Annotated in this window: 14 protein-coding genes; 3 read left to right on the forward strand and 11 right to left on the reverse strand. The window is 43.6% G+C overall.

Going from position 1 to position 20,955, the window contains the following annotated elements; all coding sequences use genetic code 11:
- Positions 1 to 6: 6 nt before the first annotated feature.
- The 5 genes from J5A55_RS01585 to J5A55_RS01605 all read right to left on the reverse strand — a co-directional run bounded on the left by J5A55_RS01585 (position 7) and on the right by J5A55_RS01605 (position 4,298).
- The gene (locus tag J5A55_RS01585; RefSeq protein WP_004382400.1) at positions 7 to 906 is read right to left on the reverse strand and encodes a diaminopimelate dehydrogenase; all 900 of its coding nucleotides are present in this window, start codon (positions 904 to 906) and stop codon (positions 7 to 9) included.
- Positions 907 to 1,498: 592 nt separating this feature from the next.
- Positions 1,499 to 1,861 (reverse strand): GntR family transcriptional regulator, encoded by a 363-nt coding sequence (locus J5A55_RS01590; protein WP_004382402.1) that lies wholly within the window; start codon positions 1,859 to 1,861, stop codon positions 1,499 to 1,501.
- 28 nt (positions 1,862 to 1,889) lie between these two features.
- Positions 1,890 to 2,696, reverse strand: a complete 807-nt coding sequence (locus J5A55_RS01595) for a hypothetical protein (RefSeq protein ID WP_004382403.1) — start codon at positions 2,694 to 2,696, stop codon at positions 1,890 to 1,892.
- 22 nt (positions 2,697 to 2,718) lie between these two features.
- Entirely contained in the window at positions 2,719 to 3,456 is a 738-nt protein-coding gene (locus J5A55_RS01600) for a GIN domain-containing protein (RefSeq protein ID WP_004382404.1), read from the reverse strand.
- A 20-nt stretch (positions 3,457 to 3,476) separates the two neighbouring features.
- Complete coding sequence (locus J5A55_RS01605) at positions 3,477 to 4,298, reverse strand: ABC transporter ATP-binding protein (protein WP_039850922.1); 822 nt, start codon at positions 4,296 to 4,298, stop codon at positions 3,477 to 3,479.
- A gap of 246 nt (positions 4,299 to 4,544) precedes the next feature.
- Between J5A55_RS01605 and J5A55_RS01610 the strand changes: the two genes are divergently transcribed.
- Complete coding sequence (locus tag J5A55_RS01610; protein WP_039851103.1) at positions 4,545 to 5,948, forward strand: C1 family peptidase; 1,404 nt, start codon at positions 4,545 to 4,547, stop codon at positions 5,946 to 5,948.
- A 597-nt stretch (positions 5,949 to 6,545) separates the two neighbouring features.
- Here J5A55_RS01610 and J5A55_RS01615 read toward each other — a convergent pair.
- On the reverse strand, positions 6,546 to 9,713 hold the full coding sequence (locus J5A55_RS01615; protein WP_004382409.1) for a glycoside hydrolase family 2 TIM barrel-domain containing protein: 3,168 nt from the start codon (positions 9,711 to 9,713) through the stop codon (positions 6,546 to 6,548).
- Between the two features lie 168 nt (positions 9,714 to 9,881).
- Here J5A55_RS01615 and J5A55_RS01620 point away from each other — a divergent pair, with 168 nt between their 5' ends.
- Both J5A55_RS01620 and J5A55_RS01625 read left to right on the forward strand, forming a co-directional pair.
- Positions 9,882 to 12,617 carry a SusC/RagA family TonB-linked outer membrane protein gene (locus J5A55_RS01620; RefSeq protein ID WP_155813765.1) on the forward strand — a complete coding sequence of 912 codons (2,736 nt, stop codon included), beginning with the start codon at positions 9,882 to 9,884 and terminating at the stop codon, positions 12,615 to 12,617.
- A 33-nt stretch (positions 12,618 to 12,650) separates the two neighbouring features.
- Entirely contained in the window at positions 12,651 to 14,279 is a 1,629-nt protein-coding gene (locus tag J5A55_RS01625; protein WP_004382411.1) for a RagB/SusD family nutrient uptake outer membrane protein, read from the forward strand.
- 19 nt (positions 14,280 to 14,298) lie between these two features.
- Here the strand turns inward: J5A55_RS01625 and J5A55_RS01630 are convergent, their stop codons facing one another.
- The 5 genes from J5A55_RS01630 to J5A55_RS01650 all read right to left on the reverse strand — a co-directional run bounded on the left by J5A55_RS01630 (position 14,299) and on the right by J5A55_RS01650 (position 20,955).
- Positions 14,299 to 14,946 (reverse strand): SprT-like domain-containing protein, encoded by a 648-nt coding sequence (locus J5A55_RS01630; protein WP_004382412.1) that lies wholly within the window; start codon positions 14,944 to 14,946, stop codon positions 14,299 to 14,301.
- A 491-nt stretch (positions 14,947 to 15,437) separates the two neighbouring features.
- Positions 15,438 to 16,301: a phosphatidate cytidylyltransferase gene (locus J5A55_RS01635; RefSeq protein WP_004382413.1), complete on the reverse strand. Its 864-nt coding sequence runs from the start codon at positions 16,299 to 16,301 to the stop codon at positions 15,438 to 15,440.
- Positions 16,302 to 16,311: 10 nt separating this feature from the next.
- Positions 16,312 to 18,381 carry an ATP-dependent zinc metalloprotease FtsH gene (gene ftsH, locus J5A55_RS01640; RefSeq protein ID WP_039850924.1) on the reverse strand — a complete coding sequence of 690 codons (2,070 nt, stop codon included), beginning with the start codon at positions 18,379 to 18,381 and terminating at the stop codon, positions 16,312 to 16,314.
- A gap of 60 nt (positions 18,382 to 18,441) precedes the next feature.
- On the reverse strand, positions 18,442 to 18,795 hold the full coding sequence (gene rsfS, locus J5A55_RS01645) for a ribosome silencing factor (protein WP_004382415.1): 354 nt from the start codon (positions 18,793 to 18,795) through the stop codon (positions 18,442 to 18,444).
- Between the two features lie 291 nt (positions 18,796 to 19,086).
- Positions 19,087 to 20,955: a DUF349 domain-containing protein gene (locus tag J5A55_RS01650; protein ID WP_004382417.1), complete on the reverse strand. Its 1,869-nt coding sequence runs from the start codon at positions 20,953 to 20,955 to the stop codon at positions 19,087 to 19,089.

The following is a 20,955-nucleotide window of genomic DNA, read 5'->3' on the forward strand; positions in this document are numbered from 1 at the left end:
ATACCCTTAAACCAAAGTCGCAATAATCTCTTCACGACTACCGGGTAGCATATCAATGACTGGAATCTCTGGCATTGTATAGCAACCAGGGGCTAAACGGAAACTAGCTCGCGCCACATTGACAAGCACCTGGGCTGTAAGTGCAGGGTTATTGATATTCATATCGAATGAGAAATGCTGGTTATGTGTCTTTCCACTAACGCCCTTGCGGGTCATGTGAACGCCATGACCAACATCATTCAAGGCGTCAACACTAGGTACAGCAAACACATGCAACTCGTCATGAGCAAAGTAATCGTCGGTCTTGAGTTCCTTTGTTACATCCTCAAGATTGGCTCCTTCTTCTAATTCAACATATACCATGCGGCGGTGAATGCCCTCTCCCAAAGGTATAGTCATTGACAATGCGTTCTTAACGCCCTGCTTACTACGAGCCACAACAGAATGTCCCATGGAACGACCGGGACCGAAGTTTGTATAAGAAAGACCCTCTGGTGCAAGGCTCTCCATTAGTACTCTTACGATAGAATCAGAACCTGGATCCCATCCAGCAGAGATAACACTCACAGTGTTAGTACGCTTGTTATTCTCCATTTGCTTCGTGCGATAGTCGAGGATAGAACCGTGAATATCGAAAGAGTCAACGGTATTAATGCCCAAAGCCGTAATCTTCTCGGCATACTCTGGACAACTTCTTGTTGGAGTTGCAAGGATAGCTACATCAACATCTTTCAGCTTTGTGATGTCATCAACAACCTCGTATGGAGTCAATTCTAAGGGCTTATCTTTGTCACCCTGACGCCTTACAACGCCCGCAATCTCGAAATCCTTTGCTGCTTCTAAGGCCTGAACACTATATTGACCAATGTTACCATAACCAATAACAGCTGCTCTAATCTTTTTCATAATTACTTACCTTTTATATAATTGAACTAATTTTCTCCGCAAAAGTAGTATTTTATTTGCTAACAAGTATCGTCTTCTATTGCTTTTTAACACTATTCAATATCTCCTCCCCCAAGCTCCCTCTCTTCTGTTGCAAACAAGAGATAGCGAAAGAGGAGAAGCCTCAGCCCCTTCCCCTCTCCGAATGTCAAAACCCCTCCCAGCCTCCCCCACGGGGAAGAGTGCCTAACAGAAGCAAGTTAGGGGATGGTCGGTCGGGATATAACGAGGCAATGCCACATTAGCTAAAACAGCAGGACTAAAAATGAAGAAACGAGGGTGTGTCAAAATGCAAATTAATAACTTGACAACTTTCAAACTATAAGTAATTTTTTTCTAAAGGCAAAGAAAAACCATTTCTTTACTCAAAATCGAGTACAGAAATGGTCTTTTTTAATGAATTGTTTCAAACTGTAAGATTATCAAAATGGTATTTGCATTTTGACACACCCTCGTTTCCTTGATGCGAAGAGGGCGTCTCTTCATATTGAAGAAACACCCTCTTTGATTCTATCCATTGTCTATCTTGATGAAAGGAATTGAAGGGCAGCGTTTAAGACTGCACCTTCGATTTATATTCCTGCACCACTTCTTCCATCGTGATACCCAAGAGTTGCATCTCACGGAACAATGACGGAAGGGTTTGCTGACAAAAGGTTTTGCGTCGTGCAAGCATGATTTGCTCCCTTGCACCAGCCGAAACGAAATAGCCCATACCGCGTTTGTTATAGATAATCTGCTCTCTTGCCAATAGTTCGTAAGCCTTAACTGCCGTATTGGTGTTCACTTGCAAGGTGACAGCATACTCCCTTACGGATGGGATTCGGTCGTCGGCTTTATAGGTTTCGGCTATGATTTCATCGCAAAGGCGGTCTGCCATCTGCTCGTATATAGCCTTATTATTTTCGAAAGTCATAATCTTTTATCCTTTCATTAATACTTTATTATATGTTAATCCACCGATTGTTGATAACCTGCAAACGTGTGTATAGTTTGTAAGCAGCCCAATACATTAATATAGTGAGTGCCAAACAGATGATGTTCCCAGTAATATCTCCCACTAAGTCATTTGGTATTGAGAGTTGATAGTCAGTGTTGGTGAATAGCATGTAACCGATGAATGTCACAGAGCCTGCTATTATCATGAGAATCAAACCGAGGCTTATAATGGTCTTCAACCATGCTGTCTTGCGGAAGAACACGCCTCCTAATACGGCGAAAGCACTGGTGAGAACGATCACTTCTAACTGTACCCAAAGGGGAGAATGGGAGCTTGTTGCTTGGATAAAGTCTATTGCTATTGCTGTCATCGAAGCCCTCGCACCATGATTAACCAGCATGGAGACGATTTGTTGTAACACGTCCGCTGTCAGGAAAGCACCCACAGCTATGAGTGGGAAAACGATAGACACGAGTACTACACGTGCCACGAACTTCTCGACATTGGTAGCTGGTAGCATCATCTCATTTATGCGAGACTGACGTAACTTGAGGTCATTAATGACAAAGGTACCCATGATAAAGAATGCTGCCGATAGGATATTAACGATGAAATCAACGCTTCCCATGAGGTTTATTTGTATCTGTTCTGTACTCTTTGCCTGCCATGCGAAGATGTCACAAACACGTATGGTCATAAGGAAGAAGAAGGCTATGAGGAATCCAAGGAATAGGTTCTTTATTGTGCGACGACGCACGAGGATGAGTCGAGAGAGTACTCTTCCGAATCGGTTAATATCGAATTTTTTCATAACTAATAAGTCCTTTCTTTATTTATTTTGTTCTACTTGTATTATCGGTAACAGAGGCATTTTCCGTTACTCGTTGTTGTATGCTTTGACGTGTGTTGCCATTGAGTGTGATGTCAGCATTGCCTGATAAGGTGAGTGCCACACTGTCGGAATGGTCAAAGTAGGTATTTACACTGGCATTACCACTGATGTTGAATTTTGTAGTCTGTGCCGTCAACTTTGCAATGTTAACGTCTGCATTACCAGAGATATCCATGTTTATTTCGCCAACTTTCACTTTGTTGAGTTTGACGCAAGAGTTACCTCTAATGTCAAGTGTCAGTTTGTCTACCTGAAGAGAGTCCTGGAAAGTGAGGGATGTATTACCTCCTTGATCCACTCTAACGAGTTGTGGGCATGTTACATATACCTTTATTATATCAACTCCGTCGTTAGAACTATTAAAAGAGATGATCCCTTTTTGTGAAGGGTGATTCCTCTCGTGGATTATGAGGGTGTTATTTTTAACCTTGATATCCACATATTCGAGTAGTTTCTCCCTACCTTTTATCTCTACTTGGTACTTATTTCCTTGCAAGAAGTAGACTTCTGCATTACCTCCTAACTCTACATTCTGGAACGCCTCGACGTTCATAGCCTTCTTGGTGGGTAGCCCGTAGTCAGGTTTCTTTGTGATGCACGAACACAGAGTGATGAATGTTAAAACCAAGAAAAGGCTTGATAGGATAGTAGATATCCGTTTATTGGATTGTTTCTTCATAATGATGTCCTCCTTTATATTTACTTTAGTTTACCTTGAATTGCCGCATTGAATAAGAGTTCTAAGTTGATGTAGGTCTCCTTATCACCCTCTTTACGCTTACAGATCACGCTGTTTCCTTGTAGAGAGGGTTCAGCATAAAGCACCGAGTTATCCATCTCGCTGGGTTGTAGAACATCGAATCGAAACCTTGAAGTAATTGCTTCCGTTGAATCGTTAAGGAGCACTTTTGAGTTGTCCAATATTATGATGTAGTCTAACAGCTGTTCGATGTCGTGTACCTGATGAGTTGATATTATCAATGACGAATCATCAGCCATATTACCTGCAACGACCTTTCGGAAGAGTGTTTTGGATGGGATGTCAAGCCCATTGGTAGGCTCATCCATCAGTAGAAGTCGGCACCCTGTGGCAAGTGCGAAACTCATATACACCTTCTTTTTCTGCCCCATGGAGAGCTGCTTCATGTCTACATCTGTGGGCATCTCAAAGTCTTGTAAGCACTTTTCTAAGGTCTGTCTGCTGAAGTTCGGATAGAACTTCTCGTGTACAGCTAAGTAATTCTTGAGACTCATGTCAGGCAAGTTATACTCTTCAGGGACGATGTATATCTCTTGTAACATTGCTGGATAACGCCGTGAAGAGGTGTATCCATCAACAATTACTGTGCCCTTTGAAGGTTTTAATAAGCCTGCAATGAGATAGAGTAGGGTACTTTTACCCATTCCATTCTTACCTAATAAGCCATAAATACGGCTCTCGTTGAGTTCTAAGTTCAGCCCATCAAACACCTTGTGTTTGCTTCCTGGATAGCTGAAAGAGAGTTTGTTAACTTGAATCATAGTTCCTTTTTGTTTTAAGGGGGTTATGTTTTGAATGTCTTTAAATGCTTGTTTTGATTGTATGTAATGGTGTACTACTTTAATAATACACTGCAAATGTAGTTGAAAAAACGGCTCCTTCCAAATGTTTTAATGTTTTTTTGCAAAAAAGGCAAGGCTTTTTTCCATTTGTTCTTATAGATGATTTGGGAAATAAGTACTATCTTTGTGAATTGTAATAACCCTATACCAATACAATAAATAATGATGAAAAGAAACATGTTGATTGCTTGTGGGCTATTGAGCATAGCGTTTTCTCTACAGGCACAAACCAAAGATGGAGGTATTGATAAGCAGATGTTACAGCAGATCCAGAGGTCTGGCTTGACTGCTTCTGACCGTGCTTTATCTAATGCGATAGCCACTAATTCGATAGATGACTTGGCTCGCAACTTCCGCAATGCAGGTCCTATTGATACCTATTTCAGTGTTGAAACACCTAAACAAAACATTCAGAACCAAAAGAGTTCAGGGCGTTGTTGGCTCTTTACGGGGCTTAATGTCTTGCGTTCTAAGTTCGCTCGTGCCCATAAAGACACGTTACATGTAGAGTATTCACATGTCTATCTCTCCTTTTATGACCAGTTGGAAAAGGCAAACCTAATGCTTCAGAGCGTTATAGATAATGCTAATAAACCTATCGACGACCCACGAGTTCAGTTCTTTTTTAAGAACCCCATCGGGGACGGAGGGACGTTTTGTGGGGTCGCAGACCTCGTGGAGAAGTATGGCTTAGTACCGATGGAAACAATGCCAGAAACGTACTCGGCAGAGAACACCTCACGTATGTCTCGCATCATAGCTTCTAAGTTACGTGAGTTCGGATTAGAGCTTCGTAAGATGGTAGCAGATAAGAAATCGAAAGCGAGCATCAAGTCCCGTAAGACAGAGATGTTAGGTACCATCTATCACATCTTGACGCTTTCTCTTGGCGAACCAGTTAAGTCTTTCAACTACACCTACAAGGATAAGAGCGGTAAACAAGTGGGTAAGGTGAAGACCTATACACCGCAGGAATTCTACAAAGAAACGGTTGGTGGTCCTCTTAACGGTACATTCCTTATGGTGATGAACGACCCTCGTCGACCTTATTATAAGACTTATGAGATTGATTACGACCGCCATACTTACGATGGACATAACTGGAAGTACGTTAATCTCCCTATGGAGGAGATCGATAAAATGGCTATTGCTTCGTTGAAGGATTCGACTAAGATGTACAGTAGTTACGATGTGGGCAAGCAGTTGGATCGCACTCGTGGATACCTTGATACTGATAACTACGATTATGGAACATTGTATGGTACGACCTTCCCAATGAATAAGGTGGATCGCATTGCGACCTTCGATAGTGGTTCAACACATGCCATGACGCTTACAGCAGTTGACCTTGACGAGCAGGGACAACCGAAGAAGTGGAAGGTAGAAAACTCTTGGGGAGCTACTTACGGACAGAATGGTTACTTGATAATGACCAATCCTTGGTTCAATGACTATATGTTCCGACTGGTGGTAGATACGAAGTATGCGCCTGCTAATGTTCTAAAGGCTGCACAAGAGAAGCCTGTTATGGTGGTGCCAGAAGACCCATTGTTTCAGGAGGATATGTAGGTTGTAACAAATTGAAAAAGAGCCTCACCCCCAGCCCCTCTCCGCATGGAGAGGGGAGTGAATAGTGTTGTTAGAAGATGAAACAATGTCTGCGTGAAATGAAGCTAATAATATTCTTGAATTAAAGAAACGCCCTTCTCCAATGGAGAAGGGCGTTTCTTTGATATGAGAAGGGCGTCTCTTTGTTTTAAAGAAAGCCTCTCTTTGATTGAAGTGACTGCCTCAATGTAGGGACAGACGCCCTCGTCCAGAAACCCCACCCAGCCTCCCCTAAGGGGAGGAGTGCCTCATGGGAGCTAATTAGGGAAGAGTTTTGCAGTCCAGAAAGTGCCTTAAAGTAGGGACAGACGCCCTCGTCTGTCCGCATAAGGAAAGCTGCTTGTAATGTAAGGTGGAATGTTGTAGCGGACAGACGAGGGCGTCTGTCCCTACTTAAGAGCCTTCCTCCCATCCCCTCTCCGCATGGAGAGGGGGAGTAGATAGTATTGTTTCCCACAGAACAAATAACTTGTTTACTCGTTAACCTGTCAACTCGTCAACTCAAAGTAACCATAATTTTGAATTATGAACTATGAATTTTGAATTAAACTCAGTGCCTTATTTGCATGGTTGAATCCAAAAGTGTATAGCTCTATTTACCGCTGGTAACTGATATTGTGGTAGTGGTTCTTCACCCCAAGAGTTGATTCCGCCGACTCCCATCATATAACCATCTAAGGTAAGATTAGTGTACTCTGAAGTTGGAACTTGGTAACTATGGCGTTGGTGTTTCTCCTTTCCTTCGTCCAAGTCACTTATGTTGTAATGTAGCGCACTGGCGTAGAATGGAGCTTCATCGAAGTACACCTTGAATCCAAACTTATCGTTATCTGTCTGCTTCCACCATCTTATGTCACTCTTAGTTCCCGTCTCTTGAGGGCGCATGTAAGGGAAGAATTGCTCGTCAGCAGTCTGTTCGTATAGTCCAATGCGTTGTGAATACTTACGATCGGAATAGTTTTCAATAGGTCCACGACCATAGTAAGTGGACTGATCCATGTCGTAAGGTAATTGCATCAACACACCAAAGCGGGGTAGGATAGGAGCCTTCGAACCCTCCTTCATTTGCATTTCCATGCTCACATGAAGTGCCCCATCTTGTGCTACAGTATATATAAGGTGTAATGTTGCAGCTACATCGGGCATATCATAAACAGCCGTTAGCTGTCTCGTAGCAGGTGTTACAGAGACTTGCTTTAAGTCCATCTTTGGATTATTCCATACCGCTAATCTGTTTTGGAAGTTAGCCCCCATATCATTATCTGTAACGGCTCTCCAGAAGTTAGGTTTTAGTGTTCCACCTTCGCCCAAGAGGTTCCTTCCGTTCACTTCATAGCGTGTTAACAGACCCGTCTGACGGCTGAATACAATCTCAAAGTCCTTACTTGTGAAGCTCACCTCACCAGCCTTTACGTTGTCAGAAACCTTAACCTTTGCAGTCGAAACAGGCTCCATCTTGGGCATTGGTTGCCATGGATTCACCTCCATCTGCATGCTTGCTACGGTCTGACCAGCCTCCATGAGCGGTTCAGCCGACTTTAGTTTAAAGTCGATATTCAGTAGTCCTTCACCGTCAAAGTCCTGTCCGTTGATTGGAAGAGTGTAAGTAGCAGACTGCTGCGGTTCTATGTCCAGCGTTTCAATCGTACCCTGTTTCACAACTTTCCCCTCGTCCATCAATGACCATTCCATTCGATAGTTATTGAGGTTACGGAAGAAGTATTCGTTATGAACTTGTATCTTTCCTTGCTTCAAATCAATCGGTTTCGCCCAAATGTTCTGATACTCGTATGCAAGTTCATAAGCATGTGGGTTGTATTGACGATCAGGTCCGATGATACCATTGCAGTTGAAGTTGTTGTCTGAAGGGTCATGCTTATTGTAATCGCCACCATAGGTATATTCCGTTTCAACATTCGCTTCTTTGGCTAATTGCTCATAGTCTTTTGTAGTGCGAGAAGTGTCGAAGTGCGGTGTACGATGTAGACCTTGATCAACGAAGTCCCAGTCAAATCCACCTTGAAACTTAGGATATTTACGAATCAAATCCCAGTATTCTTTGAGGTTACCACCCGAGTTACCCATAGTGTGGTTATACTCACATTGAATCAGAGGACGTGTATAGTTTGGATCCTTAGAATAGGCTTCGCAGTCTTTTGGTGGATAATACATAGGGCAGAAGATGTCCGTTGCGTAGCCCTCTTTCTCCGCCCGTTCATACTGCACAGGACGGCTCTTGTCTTGTGATTTTATCCAATTGTAAGCATCGTCAAAGTTCTTACTATAACAAGTCTCATTACCTAAACTCCATAAGACGATACTTGTATGGTTGAACTTAGTTCCTACATTGTGTTGATTGCGTTCCATTATCTGTTTCGCAAAGAGGGGAGTACCTGATGGAGCGTCTTTAGCGTATCCGAAGCCATGACTCTCTTGGTTAGCTTCAGCTATAACATATAGTCCGTACTCATCACAAAGGTCATACCACAATGGGTCGTCAGGGTAATGACAGGTGCGAACAGCGTTGATGTTAAGACGTTTCATAATCTGAATGTCCTGTATCATACGCTCACGTGTAACGAGATAACCACCATCTGGATCCATTTCGTGTCGGTTGGCACCCTTGAAGAGAATGGGTTGTCCGTTGACAAGTACTTGTGAGTTCTTTATCTCCACCTTACGGAATCCTACCTTGAGGGGTATAGTCTCAATGGCTTTACCAGTCTTGGCATCTTCTACATGAACATAGAGATTATAGAGATAAGGTGTCTCAGCCGTCCACTTCTTTGGGTTTCTTAATTCCATCAAAGCCGTTGCTTGTCCTGCTTTATCGGGTGTTACGACCGTCTTACAGGCAAGGTTATTATCCGTATCCTCCAATACCAAGAAGGCTTTTGTATTGCCTGTAAGATGAAGGTTGATGCTGAGTGTACCATCCTTGTAGTCATTTACGAGGTCTGGAGTAATACGGATGTCATCCAAGTGTTGCTTGGCATCACGTGCATAAAGGTAACTTTCACGTGCTACACCGCTAAGTCTCCAGAAGTCCTGATCCTCACAATAACTGCCATCTGACCATCTGAAGACTTGAAAAGCAAGCTGGTTTTTACCCTTCTTTAGGTATTTGGTGATGTCAAACTCGGGTCCGATCTTAGAGTCCTCACTATATCCAACAAACTTACCATTGACCCATAAATAGATACAAGAGGTCACTGAACCAAAGTGAGCAATAACTTGTTTGCCCGTCCAGGTGTCTGGTATAGTGATAGTACGGCGATAAGAGCCGACGTGGTTATCCTGAATCGGAACCTCAGGAGGGTTATTCTTGAAGTTACCACGCCATGCAAAGCCAACGTTCACATACACGGGATCGCCGTAACCATTCATCTCCCAGATACCAGGAACATGTAAGGTCTTCCATTGTGAATCGTCATAATCAGTGCGAAAGAAGTCTGTTGGACGTTGATTAGCATGTTCCACCCAATTAAACTTCCAGTCTCCATCTAATGAGAGATAGTTTGTTGAGGCTTTACGGTCATTCCTCTTCCATGCTGACTCATCGTTAGGTGCGAAAGCAAAGAAGTCCGTGTGTGTTGCAAATCGGTTGACGGCATTTGTTTGTAAATCGTGCCATTCTGTGAAAGTAGGCTCTATCTGTGGCTTTTGAGCATGTAGCCCAGAGACAGACAAACCCATCAATAAAGCTGTAAGGATTATCTTTTCCATGTTGATCAATACTTTAGGTTTCTTTTTATACTGCTCCTTATATGCGTAACACGCATGAGGAAAACACCAACAAAATTAGCAAAAATTCCCTTAACAAGCGTTTTATCTATCAAATTTTATGTATATTTGCTACATAGAACGGCATACATAACATTTATTATCCATAATATGACTAGTCGGTACATCATAGTACGTTCACTTGCTTGTTGCCTTTTGTTGACCCATTCAATAGGGGTAGCACAAGCGCAGAAGGGACATAGAAGCACTCGAAAAGTTCAAACGCAACCTTTATTCCACATAAATGATACCTTGCCAATCGTTGGTTCTATGGCAAAGGTGGGAGCAGAACAAATGAATAAAGGATTGGTAAGTTCGGCACTTGACGCTCTATCAGGTAGGGTCGTGGGTGTTAATATGGTATCTAACGGACAAGACCGGATGGCAATGCTCACAAGTGTGCGTGTCCGTGGTACTACGTCATTAACTGGTGGCAACGACCCGCTCGTTATCATTGATGGAGTATCTTCCGACTTAGCCACACTCTCGACTATCTACCCTGCAGATATTGAGAGTTTCACAGTCTTGAAGAATGCTTCAGAAACTTCAAAGTACGGTTCTCGTGGTGCTTCCGGTGTCATTGAAGTAAAGACGAAACGCGGTCATGGAGGTAAGTTCCAGATATATTATGATGGAACTATAGGTTTTGAGTCTGTCTATAAACAACTTCGAATGCTGAATGCAACGGAGTATAGAAATGCTGCAAAAGCGTTGGGATTGGTTTATAATGATGGAGGCTTTGATACAGACTTCCAAAAGGAAATTACCAGAACGGGCTTCCTAAATACACATCATATAGCCTTTAGCGGTGGTAGTGATAAGTCGAATTATCGTGCGTCATTAGGTTATATGCGTGGAGAAACCGTTATTAAGAATCGAAGCTACAACAACTTCATCGCCAAGTTAGACATCTCTCAACTGGCATTCGACGAGAAGTTAAAGATAGACTTTGGTGTCTTCGGCTCGTCTCAACAGGATAATAAGGTCTATGACCTGCACATGCTTGTCTATTCAGCAGCGTCTATGAATCCTACATTAGCCTTTCATAAGGTTGGAGATGGGTGGCAACGCAATAGCAACTCATCGCAGATTGCTGCACCCGCACCGCTATTAAAGGAGCGTAACGATGAGCGGAATCTAACTTTCAATACCCATTTGCAATTACAATATCAGCTGTCACATGACTTGAAGCTATCGGCTTTGGGCTCTTATTCCTATACATCAACTGAGAATGGAAAGTTCGCTCCTACATGGGTATGGGCACAAGGAAGAGCCTATAGAGGAGAGCGTAAGACGGAGGATCTGTTAGGTAATCTTCAACTTGATTGGAAGCATAGTTGGGACAATCAAGCCCTCTCTGCCACCCTTTTGGGCGAATATCAACAGAGCAAGACAAGGGCTTTCTGGACAGAAGTAAAGGGATTGACTAGTAACCTATTCGGCTATGATAATCTCAGTGCGGGAGCCGTCCGACCTTATGAGGGAACGGGTAGTAGCTATGCTGATCCGAGTTTAGCATCCGTCATGGGAACACTCTCTTACAATCTCTTGGATCGCTATACACTGAATATGTCTATGCGTGCCGATGGTTCATCAATGGTGGGTAAAGACCACACATGGGGCTTCTTCCCTTCTATTTCAGCATCGTGGGATATGAAGAAAGAGGCATTCCTGCGTAACGTGAGAGCGATTAGTTTGCTTCATCTGAGGGCTGGTTATGGTAAGTCGGGTAACCTTGGAGCTATCAGCTCTTACCTTTCTTTAAAGCAATATACACCTATTGGGGTTGTTTCGTATAATGGAACTCCAACCACAACAATGGGTATCTTGCGTAATAGTAACCCCGATCTAAAGTGGGAGGTACGCAGTACTTTCAACATCGGAACGGATATGGGTTTCTTTAATAACCGCCTCCTCTTGACCGCCGAATACTATTATTCGAAGACAACAGCCATGCTTTATGAGTATGATGTGCCTGTTCCTGACTTCCCCTTTGATAAGTTATTGGCGAACATAGGCTCTATGTCGAATAGTGGATTTGAGCTTGGTATAGGCATTGTGCCTATTGCTCGAAAGGATATGGAACTGAACATCAATGTTAACATGGCTTGGCAGAAGAACAAACTATTGTCTTTGAGTGGTAGTTATAAGGGTCACGAGATGACGGCATCGAAGATTACTCCTATTGGCGCAATGGATGGTGCGGGCTTTCATGGGGGTAATAACCACATCTTGTATCAGATAGTTGGGCAGCCACTGGGCGTTTTCTATCTTCCTCACTGCAAGGGACTCGTTGATAACGGGCATGGACACATGAAGTATGACATTGCTGACTTAGATAACAATGGCACAATAGATCTTAGTGATCATGGTGATCGTTATATTGCAGGACAGGCTACTCCAAAGATGACCCTCGGCTCTAATATCAGCTTCAGATATAAGAATATCGATGTAACCTTGCAGATGAACGGAGCCTTCGGGCATAAGATATTCAACGGAACGACGCTTTCATACCTCAATATGTCTAACTTCCCTGATTATAATGTACTGTCTGTTGCACCAGAACGGAACATCGTTGACCAGAATGTGAGCGACTATTGGTTGGAGAAGGGAGACTATCTTAACTTCGATTATCTCACCATTGGATGGAATACTCCTATTAAAAACAAGTACATCCAGTCGTTGCGTTTATCATTCAACATCAATAACCTTGCTACTATCACGGGCTACAGTGGATTGACACCAATGATAAATAGTTACGTAGTAGATAACACATTGGGTATTGATGACAAGCGAACTTATCCTCCTTATCGCACCTTCTCGGTGGGACTAAGCATTAAGTTTTGATGGAAGCTATTAATATTTTAAACCCTTCACAGCATGAGATATATTCCACGTTTGCTACTCTTTGTGGCTATCTTGACATTCTATAGTTGCTTGAACGAGCACTCTAAAGGGAGTTTGGACGAAGACCAAGTATTCACATCGGCTAAGGATGTGTATGTGAATGCCGTTGCCACGTTATATAATTATATTGGTGGTAATGCCGATAGTCAGGGCTTGCAAGGCACTTATAGGGGCGTTTATGATTACAACACCTTGACTTCAGACGAGGCAATCATCCCTGTTAGAGGGGGTGATTGGTACGATGGAGGCTTCTGGGAGAACCTTTATCTGCATCGTTGGACGGCTGATGACCAGTCGCTTTACGACACATGGAAGTATCTTTATAAGGTGGTTGTGTTCTGTAATGACGCTTTGAGAATCATAGATAAGAAGCGAGACTTGCTCACCGAGAGCCAATACACTTCCTATCAGGCAGAGGTGAGAGCCTTGAGAGCATTGTTCTACTTCTATATCATGGATATGTTTGGTAACGTACCTTTAGCTACCAGCACGATTGATAACATGAAGGACAGCAAGCAGAGTAGTCGACCTGAAGTATTCAACTTCATTGTCAAAGAGCTACAAGAGGCCGAACCATTCCTGCCGAAGGAACATAGTAACTTGGAAGGAGCCTATTATGGGCGTGTCACACAGCCTGTCGCTGACTTCCTGTTGGCTAAGTTAATGCTCAATGCGGAGGTATATACGGATGCTGATTGGACTGACAACCAGCGTCCCAATGGGACTAATATCTTCTTCACCATTGATGGGCAGCAGCTGAATGCGTGGCAGGCTTGCCAGTATTATTGCGATAAGATAACGGCAGACGGCTACACGTTAGCAAGCGATTATAGCAGTAACTTCGCCGTACACAATGAGACATCAGTAGAGAATATATTTGTGATTCCGATGAACAAGATACTCTATAAGAATCAATTTCAGTATCTTTTCCGCTCTCGTCACTATGCGCATGGTGGCGCAGTGGGCACTTCCTCTGAGAATGGTGCCTGTGCAACGCTTACCGCTGTGCGTACTTTCGGTTACGGAACGAGCCAGGTTGACAAGCGATATACAGCTAATTTATATTCTGACACGGTGCGCGTCGATGGGAAGATTGTACGTCTTGAAGATGGCGAACCGCTTGTCTACATGCCATTGGCTGTTGAGGTGAATTTAACGAATAGCCCATTTATCAAGACAGCAGGTGCCCGTATGGCGAAATACGAGGTGGATAGGAACGCATATAACGATGGTAAGAGCCCTGATAACGATATCGTACTCTTCAGATATGCCGATGTGCTTTTGATGAAGGCAGAAGCAAAAGCGCGTAACGGGGAGGTTGCTGATAACGAACTAAATGCTGTTCGCCAACGCAGTGGGATGGGGTATAGGCAAGCTACCCTCGATAACATCCTTGCCGAAAGACTGATGGAACTGATGTGGGAAGGCTGGAGGCGGAATGATCTCATACGCTATGACCTGTTCCATCGGGTGTATGACCAGAAGACAAATAGCACAGGTGAGGCGGATCGGCACACTATCGTGTTCCCCATCCCAACTCGTGTTATGGCATTGAATAAGAGTTTGAAACAGAATAAAGGTTATCGCCAGCCTTTGTCCTAATAGTTTGGTAAGATGGAACCTATTCTATGCGTTCCATCTTACTCCTCATTTCTATATATACTTCCAGTGATACCTTACGACCGCGGAGCGACCGAACACGAGGCATGTCACGGAAGTATTCGTCGTAAGTGTAATACCAGTTATACTTCTTAATCTCCCTACTTCGACTAATCATATTGGCTACCTTTCTTGCAGCTGACGGCATAACAGAAGAGAGGAAGTACTGCTTGTCAATCGTCTCTAATGCCACCACGAGAAACTTCTTAGGCTTTTGTGCAATGCGAGTAGGAATATCCTTTGTTCGTGTGGATATGGTAATGTGCCTACCGAAATGCTGATTAATGTCAGCCATCATCTGACGGAAGATAACGCCATGTGCCGAAGTATCCTTTTGCCCCGTGTAAGCTATATAATAATGTATCATCTCATGGATGAGCACATCATCAATCTCCTCCTTGTTTAACGCATAGTATGTGGAGATGGAAATGGTGTAATCGGAGTAAATGGTGCGCCTCCAATGCGTTCGTCGCTTGCATGCCATCTGTCCGAGACGGGTCTTGCCTCTCGACAATTTAAGCGCAGGCAAGGGAAGTTTCCCTTGAAAGATCAGCTGATTATAGTGCGTGAATGCCTCTTTAAGATAGGCTATTGTGAGGTTTTGATTCATATTGAATGTGTGACTGTAGTCATTAGTTAGACGGGTTAAACTCTGTATTATACCTGATTCTACACAACTGTATAATTGAGTATCATACGTATGATATTCGAGTATCACTCGTATGATATTCAAGTATCACTCGTATGATATTCGAGTATCACGCTGATGATATTCGAGTATCACATACGTGATACTCAATTATACACGGCTGTATAATCGATTGTACCCAGCGTGACAATTGATTGTACCCCGCGTGATAATGGATTGTACAGGTGTGTACAAAAAGCTAAGTTGTATGTTTCATCGGTTAAAGTGACGTTATATTTCTTGAGAGATGGCACTTCCTTCCTCCGTTCATCCTATATGCTAACGCACGAAGTGAGAGGAGTGAGGGCTGGACGAAGTGGGTAAAAAGCAATCAAGTAAGGACTGACAGTTTCGTTTGTCCTTACTTGATTGGTATTTAAACATCTACATTAGAGATGGTTTTATCTATCTTCTTAGCATATAGACAGGGTGTAAAGATAGACCGTTGCGGCGGGTATTGCTAAGAGCGATGAGTCGAATCGGTCGAGTATTCCGCCATGTCCTGGTAGGATATTACCGCTGTCTTTGATGCCGATAGTGCGCTTGAGCAGGCTCTCAACAAGGTCGCCCCATGTTCCAAAGATAACGACAACCAGCCCCAGCCCAATCCATTCTGGCATACTGAGGAGGTGAGTGTTATTGCCTGAATTAGCATAATAGCCTATCACGCCAGCGATAATCAGTACGAGGATACCCCCTCCGATACTTCCTTCCCAGCTCTTCTTCGGGCTGATGCGTGGGAAGAGTTTGTGCTTGCCAAAGAGTGAGCCACTAAGATAAGCACCCGTATCATTTGCCCAAAGGAAGATAAATATGCTCAATGGTAAGAGATAATCGAAGGTTGTCATACCATAGCCTTTCTGCTGAAAGGCTAACACGTTCATCATTGAGAAGGGGAAGGCAATGTACATCTGACCTAACATTGTGTAAGCCCAACTATGCATTGGATTCTTATTCTGTAGGTAGAGCTCCGCCACGAAGAGGTAGATAAGTGTGAGAACATACGGTACGAAGACGATAAAGCCAGTCACCATATTCACTTGTAGAGCTGTTACAGCGCAGAAGAAGTAGGCTCCTGCTACGGTAGAGATGAAACGATTGACCTTTACACCGTCTATTTTATTCACCAATCCCGTGTATTCCCACATAGCTGCTCCCGTTATGATGAGGAACAAACACGTGAGTCGTAGTGGGTTGATGATGCTTGTCACCATAATAGCAACGAATACGATTCCAGTGAGGGCACGCACGATTAGGTTCTTAAGTTTATCACTCATGGCGTCTTATTTATTCTGCAGTGTTATTTGATTCGATGTCATCTTCAGCCTTTGTCGCATTGTCGTTGAGTGCCTTCTGCTGTGCCTCATGCTCTGCTTGAGCCTGTTTTACAGCTTCAGGCATATCCTCTAACTTTGGTTGCGACTTAACCTCTTGGTCTAACAACTCCTCTGTGCGACTCACCCAAGGACGCTTTCCGAAGATCGCTTCAACGTCTTCTGCCATGATGACTTCACGCTCTACGAGTAGTTGAGCAAGGCGGTTATGACCTTCCTTGTGTTCGGTGAGTATCTGCTTAGCACGCTCGTACTGTCCGTTAATCATCTTCAGCACTTCCTCATCGATCATCTTTGCGGTTGTGTCAGAGTATGGCTTCTGGAAGTTGTACTCGTCATTATTGTAATAGCAGATATTTGGCAAGCGGTCGCTCATACCTGCGTAGGCAATCATACCGTATGCACTCTTGGTTGCACGCTCTAAGTCGTTCATTGCACCAGTTGATATATGACCAGTGAATAGCTCCTCTGCTGCACGACCACCGAGCAATGAACACATTTCATCTAACATCTGTTCTTTGGTTGTGATAGGACGCTCTTCTGGCAAATACCATGCTGCGCCGAGAGCCTGACCACGTGGTACTATGCTCACCTTCACCAATGGGTTGGCGTGTTCGCAGAACCAACTGATTGTGGCGTGACCTGCTTCATGGAGGGCGATAGTGCGCTTCTCTTCGGCAGTCATTACCTTTGTCTTCTTCTCCAAACCACCAATGATTCTGTCAACAGCATCTAAGAAGTCTTGCTTTGCTACCTCCTTGCTGTCGTGGCGGGCTGCGATAAGGGCTGCCTCATTACATACATTGGCAATGTCGGCACCAGAGAATCCTGGCGTCTGGCGTGCTAAGAGGTCGATATCAAGGTTCTTGTCGAGCTTCAAGTTACGCATGTGAACGAGGAAGATGTCCTTACGCTCTGGTAGATCAGGTAGGTCTACGTGAATCTGGCGGTCGAATCGTCCTGCACGAAGCAAAGCCTTATCAAGCATGTCAACGCGGTTGGTTGCTGCGAGAACAATCACACCAGAGTTTGTGCCGAAGCCGTCCATCTCTGTGAGTAGGGCGTTAAGTGTGTTCTCTCGTTCGTCATTACCGCCCATTGCAGGGTTCTTTGAACGGGCACGACCAACGGCATCAATCTCATCAATGAAGATGATACAAGGTGACTTTTCCTTAGCTTGGTGGAAGACATCACGCACTCGGCTCGCACCAACACCGACGAACATTTCAACGAAGTCGGAACCACTCATAGAGAAGAAAGGTACGCCAGCCTCACCAGCAACAGCCTTTGCTAGCAATGTCTTACCCGTTCCTGGAGGACCAATCAGCAGTGCTCCCTTAGGAATCTTACCACCGAGGTCGGTGTATTTCTTTGGGTTCTTCAAGAACTCAACAATCTCTTGTACCTCCTGTTTTGCGCCAGTCTGACCTGCAACATCCTTAAAGGTTATTCCCATTTCGTTAGCTTTTTCATAGAGCTTAGCCTTTGACTTGCCCACACTGAAGACGCCTCCTCCACCTCCGGCACCGCCTCCCATACGGCGAATAAGGAAGTACCATATTCCAAAGAATACTAACCAAGGGGCTATAGAGATAAGAATATCCATCAAGCCATTGCCAGACTTGTTCTCATAACTATAGCTGGCTATCTTCTTCTGGGCTACAGCTTGATCTAAGAAAGTTTCTACCTTGTCTACAGAACCAATCTCAACGTTTACGTATGGAGCCTTACCTACCTGTTGTGTTCCTTGTTTGAAGATGTCACGGATGTGGTCTGGACTAACAAACATACGCAAGGTGTTGTCGCTCTTGTTAATGACTACCTTCGTACCATAGCCTTTGGCAATATATTGCTTGAATGTTGTGTAATCTCTGTCAACGCCTACGCTGCTTGATAAAAAGCCATTGCCACCAGCAAAGAATACTACTCCGAGGGCAATGATGACCAATACGTACAGCCAGTTCATATTGAACTTAGGCATCTTAGGCATATTGGGATTGTTGTTGGGGGATGAATTGTCCATTGTTGAAGTTTGATTAATTATGAAATAATAAATGGGTGATTAGATGGCTTTATACCTAATCTATGTCTGGTAAGTAAGCAACTTAGCATCCTCCCATAGGTGTTCTATGTCATAGAAAGCACGTGTCTCTGGAAGAAATACATGGACGATTACATCCACATAGTCTATCGCTACCCATTGATCATTACCAAGTCCTGCACAGTTGACAGGCTTCTCACCAATCGTCTCACGTACATAATCGCTTACCGATTCAGCAATGGCTTCAACTTGTTGGGTTGAGTTACCCTGGCAGATGATGAAGTAGTTACAGATGGTACCATCAATCCCTGATAGATCTGCAATTACTATGCCATGTCCCTTCTTATCTTGGATTCCTTTTGTAATAAGCTCTACTAATCTTTTAGTTTCTTTCATTCAGTCTCGTTATATAATATGAGTTGCAAAGTTAACGCAAATGGCATGAAGTGCAAAATAAATTTAGTTTTATTTATAATTGGTATATACTGCATTGCTAACTCCTGTTGATAGAGTGACAATAAACAGTTTATCACGTGTGTCGAAGCCCAATCCTAATATGGAAAAACGCCTTATCATCTTGTATATATAATAGTAGGACATAAAAGAAGATGGAATATGCTACTATTGGCATATCCCATCTTTCCTTATTCGTTAGTATTTTCTACTATCTTTGCATACAATAATCATTTACTTATTCTCTGCGTCGATAGCCTTTATCTTCTGCTTCACTTCGTTCATATCATTCTTGAGCTTCTCGATACGGCGGTTCATTTCATCAATGAGACTGTTGCCTTTCTTAGAGCTGATACTCAAGAAACCGAGGTTGTTCTCATAGGTGTTAATCTCCTGTTTGAGCTGTTCGAAGCGGCGCATCAAACGACCACGCTCGTTATCAAGAGCGTCAACACCACGGTTAGCCACCTTTTTCAAGTTGTTACGGAAATTATCTACACGCTTGCGAGATGCCGATATGTGAAGGTCTTTGTACAACTTATCGAGTACCTCATGATACTCCTTATACAACTTATCCTTCTCCTTGTAAGGTACATGTCCTACCTTATTATATTCCTCGGTGAGCTGTTGAACCTTCTCTAAGATGCCTTCTTCGGTCTTATCAAACAATTCCTTTAGTTGAGCAATAATCTCCTTCTTCTTTCCAAGGTTCTCACGTTCCTCACTATGTGCCCCTGCGTGTACTGCGTTACGCGCCTCGAAGAAGTGGTTGCAAGCTGTTAGGAAGTCGTTCCAAAGCTGATCACCGATTTTCTTAGGTACCATGCCAATCGTTTTCCACTCCTTTTGCAATGCGATGAGCTTATCGGATGTAGCTTTCCAATCGGTAGAATCGGTCAGAGCTTGTGCCTTTTCAACGAGTGCTTTCTTCTTCTCTGCGTTTTCAGCAAATTGTGCTTTCAACTGTTTGAAGAACTCGCCTTTGCGTGTAAAGAAGTCATCACAAGCCGCACGGAAGCGTTCGAAGATCTTTACGTTCATCTTCTGTGGAGCAAAGCCAATCGTCTTCCATTCCTGTTGAAGAGCGATAATCTCCTTTGTATGTTTCTCCCAATCGGATGACGTCTTATTCTCTTGTTTGACGATCTCTTCGATCTTCTCGCATAGAGCAGTCTTCTTTGTAAGGTTCTCCTCTTCGCTATTGCGGATAGCTTCAAAGTGCTGTTGGTGACGCTTGTTGATAATAGTGCTTGCTGCTTTAAAGCGTGCCCAAATCTGTTCGCGAAGTTCTTTTGCAACAGGTCCCGTCTCGCGATACTCTTGATGAAGTTCTTGTAACTGATGGAAAGCACTGATGACATCCTTCTCTTCTGTCAACTTCTCTGCTGCTTCACACAGCTTCGTTTTCTTCTCAAGATTCTTCTTAAAATCGTATTCACGTGCTTCGCGATTCAGATTCAACAAGTCGTAGAACTGCTCAACATAGAGTTGATAGTTGCGCCATAGCTCGTTTGCCTTCTCTGCAGGAACCATTTTGATCTCTTTCCATTCCTGTTGTAAGGTCTTCAATACAGGGAAGTTCTTGTTTGCCTCATCAGGAGTTGTAACCATCGCTTTGATCTTCTCGATGATAGCCTCCTTCTTCTTGAGGTTCTTCTGCTTCTCTTCTTCAAGTGCAAGGAATGCCTTTTGGCGCTTCTCCTTAATGATGGTCATCTCTGCCTTAAATACCTCTTCATCCTCATCTGGAAGTACTTGGTACTTCTCGGGGTCGCCACCATTCTCTATATAAGCCCTCTGCTGTGCTTCACGTTCAGCGAAGTGCAGCTTATAGAATACAGTTTTCAAATGTTCAACCTCAGCTTTCTCTGGGGTCTCATCACTATCAACAATAGCCTTAAGTCGCTCTATGATCTCCTTCTTTGTGCTATATGTCTTCGCAGTATTGGCTTCCGCTTCGCACTTAGATTGTGTTTCAGTTGGCTGATTTAGGTCTTCATCTGTGACTTCATTCTGCTCTGCTGGAGCTTTAGCTACAGTTTCTTCAGACAACTTTACTTCTTCTGTACCCTGATTCAGGGCATTTTCTTGAGAGTCCATCAT

Source organism: Prevotella veroralis, from assembly GCF_018127765.1.
GTDB classification, from domain to species: domain Bacteria; phylum Bacteroidota; class Bacteroidia; order Bacteroidales; family Bacteroidaceae; genus Prevotella; species Prevotella veroralis.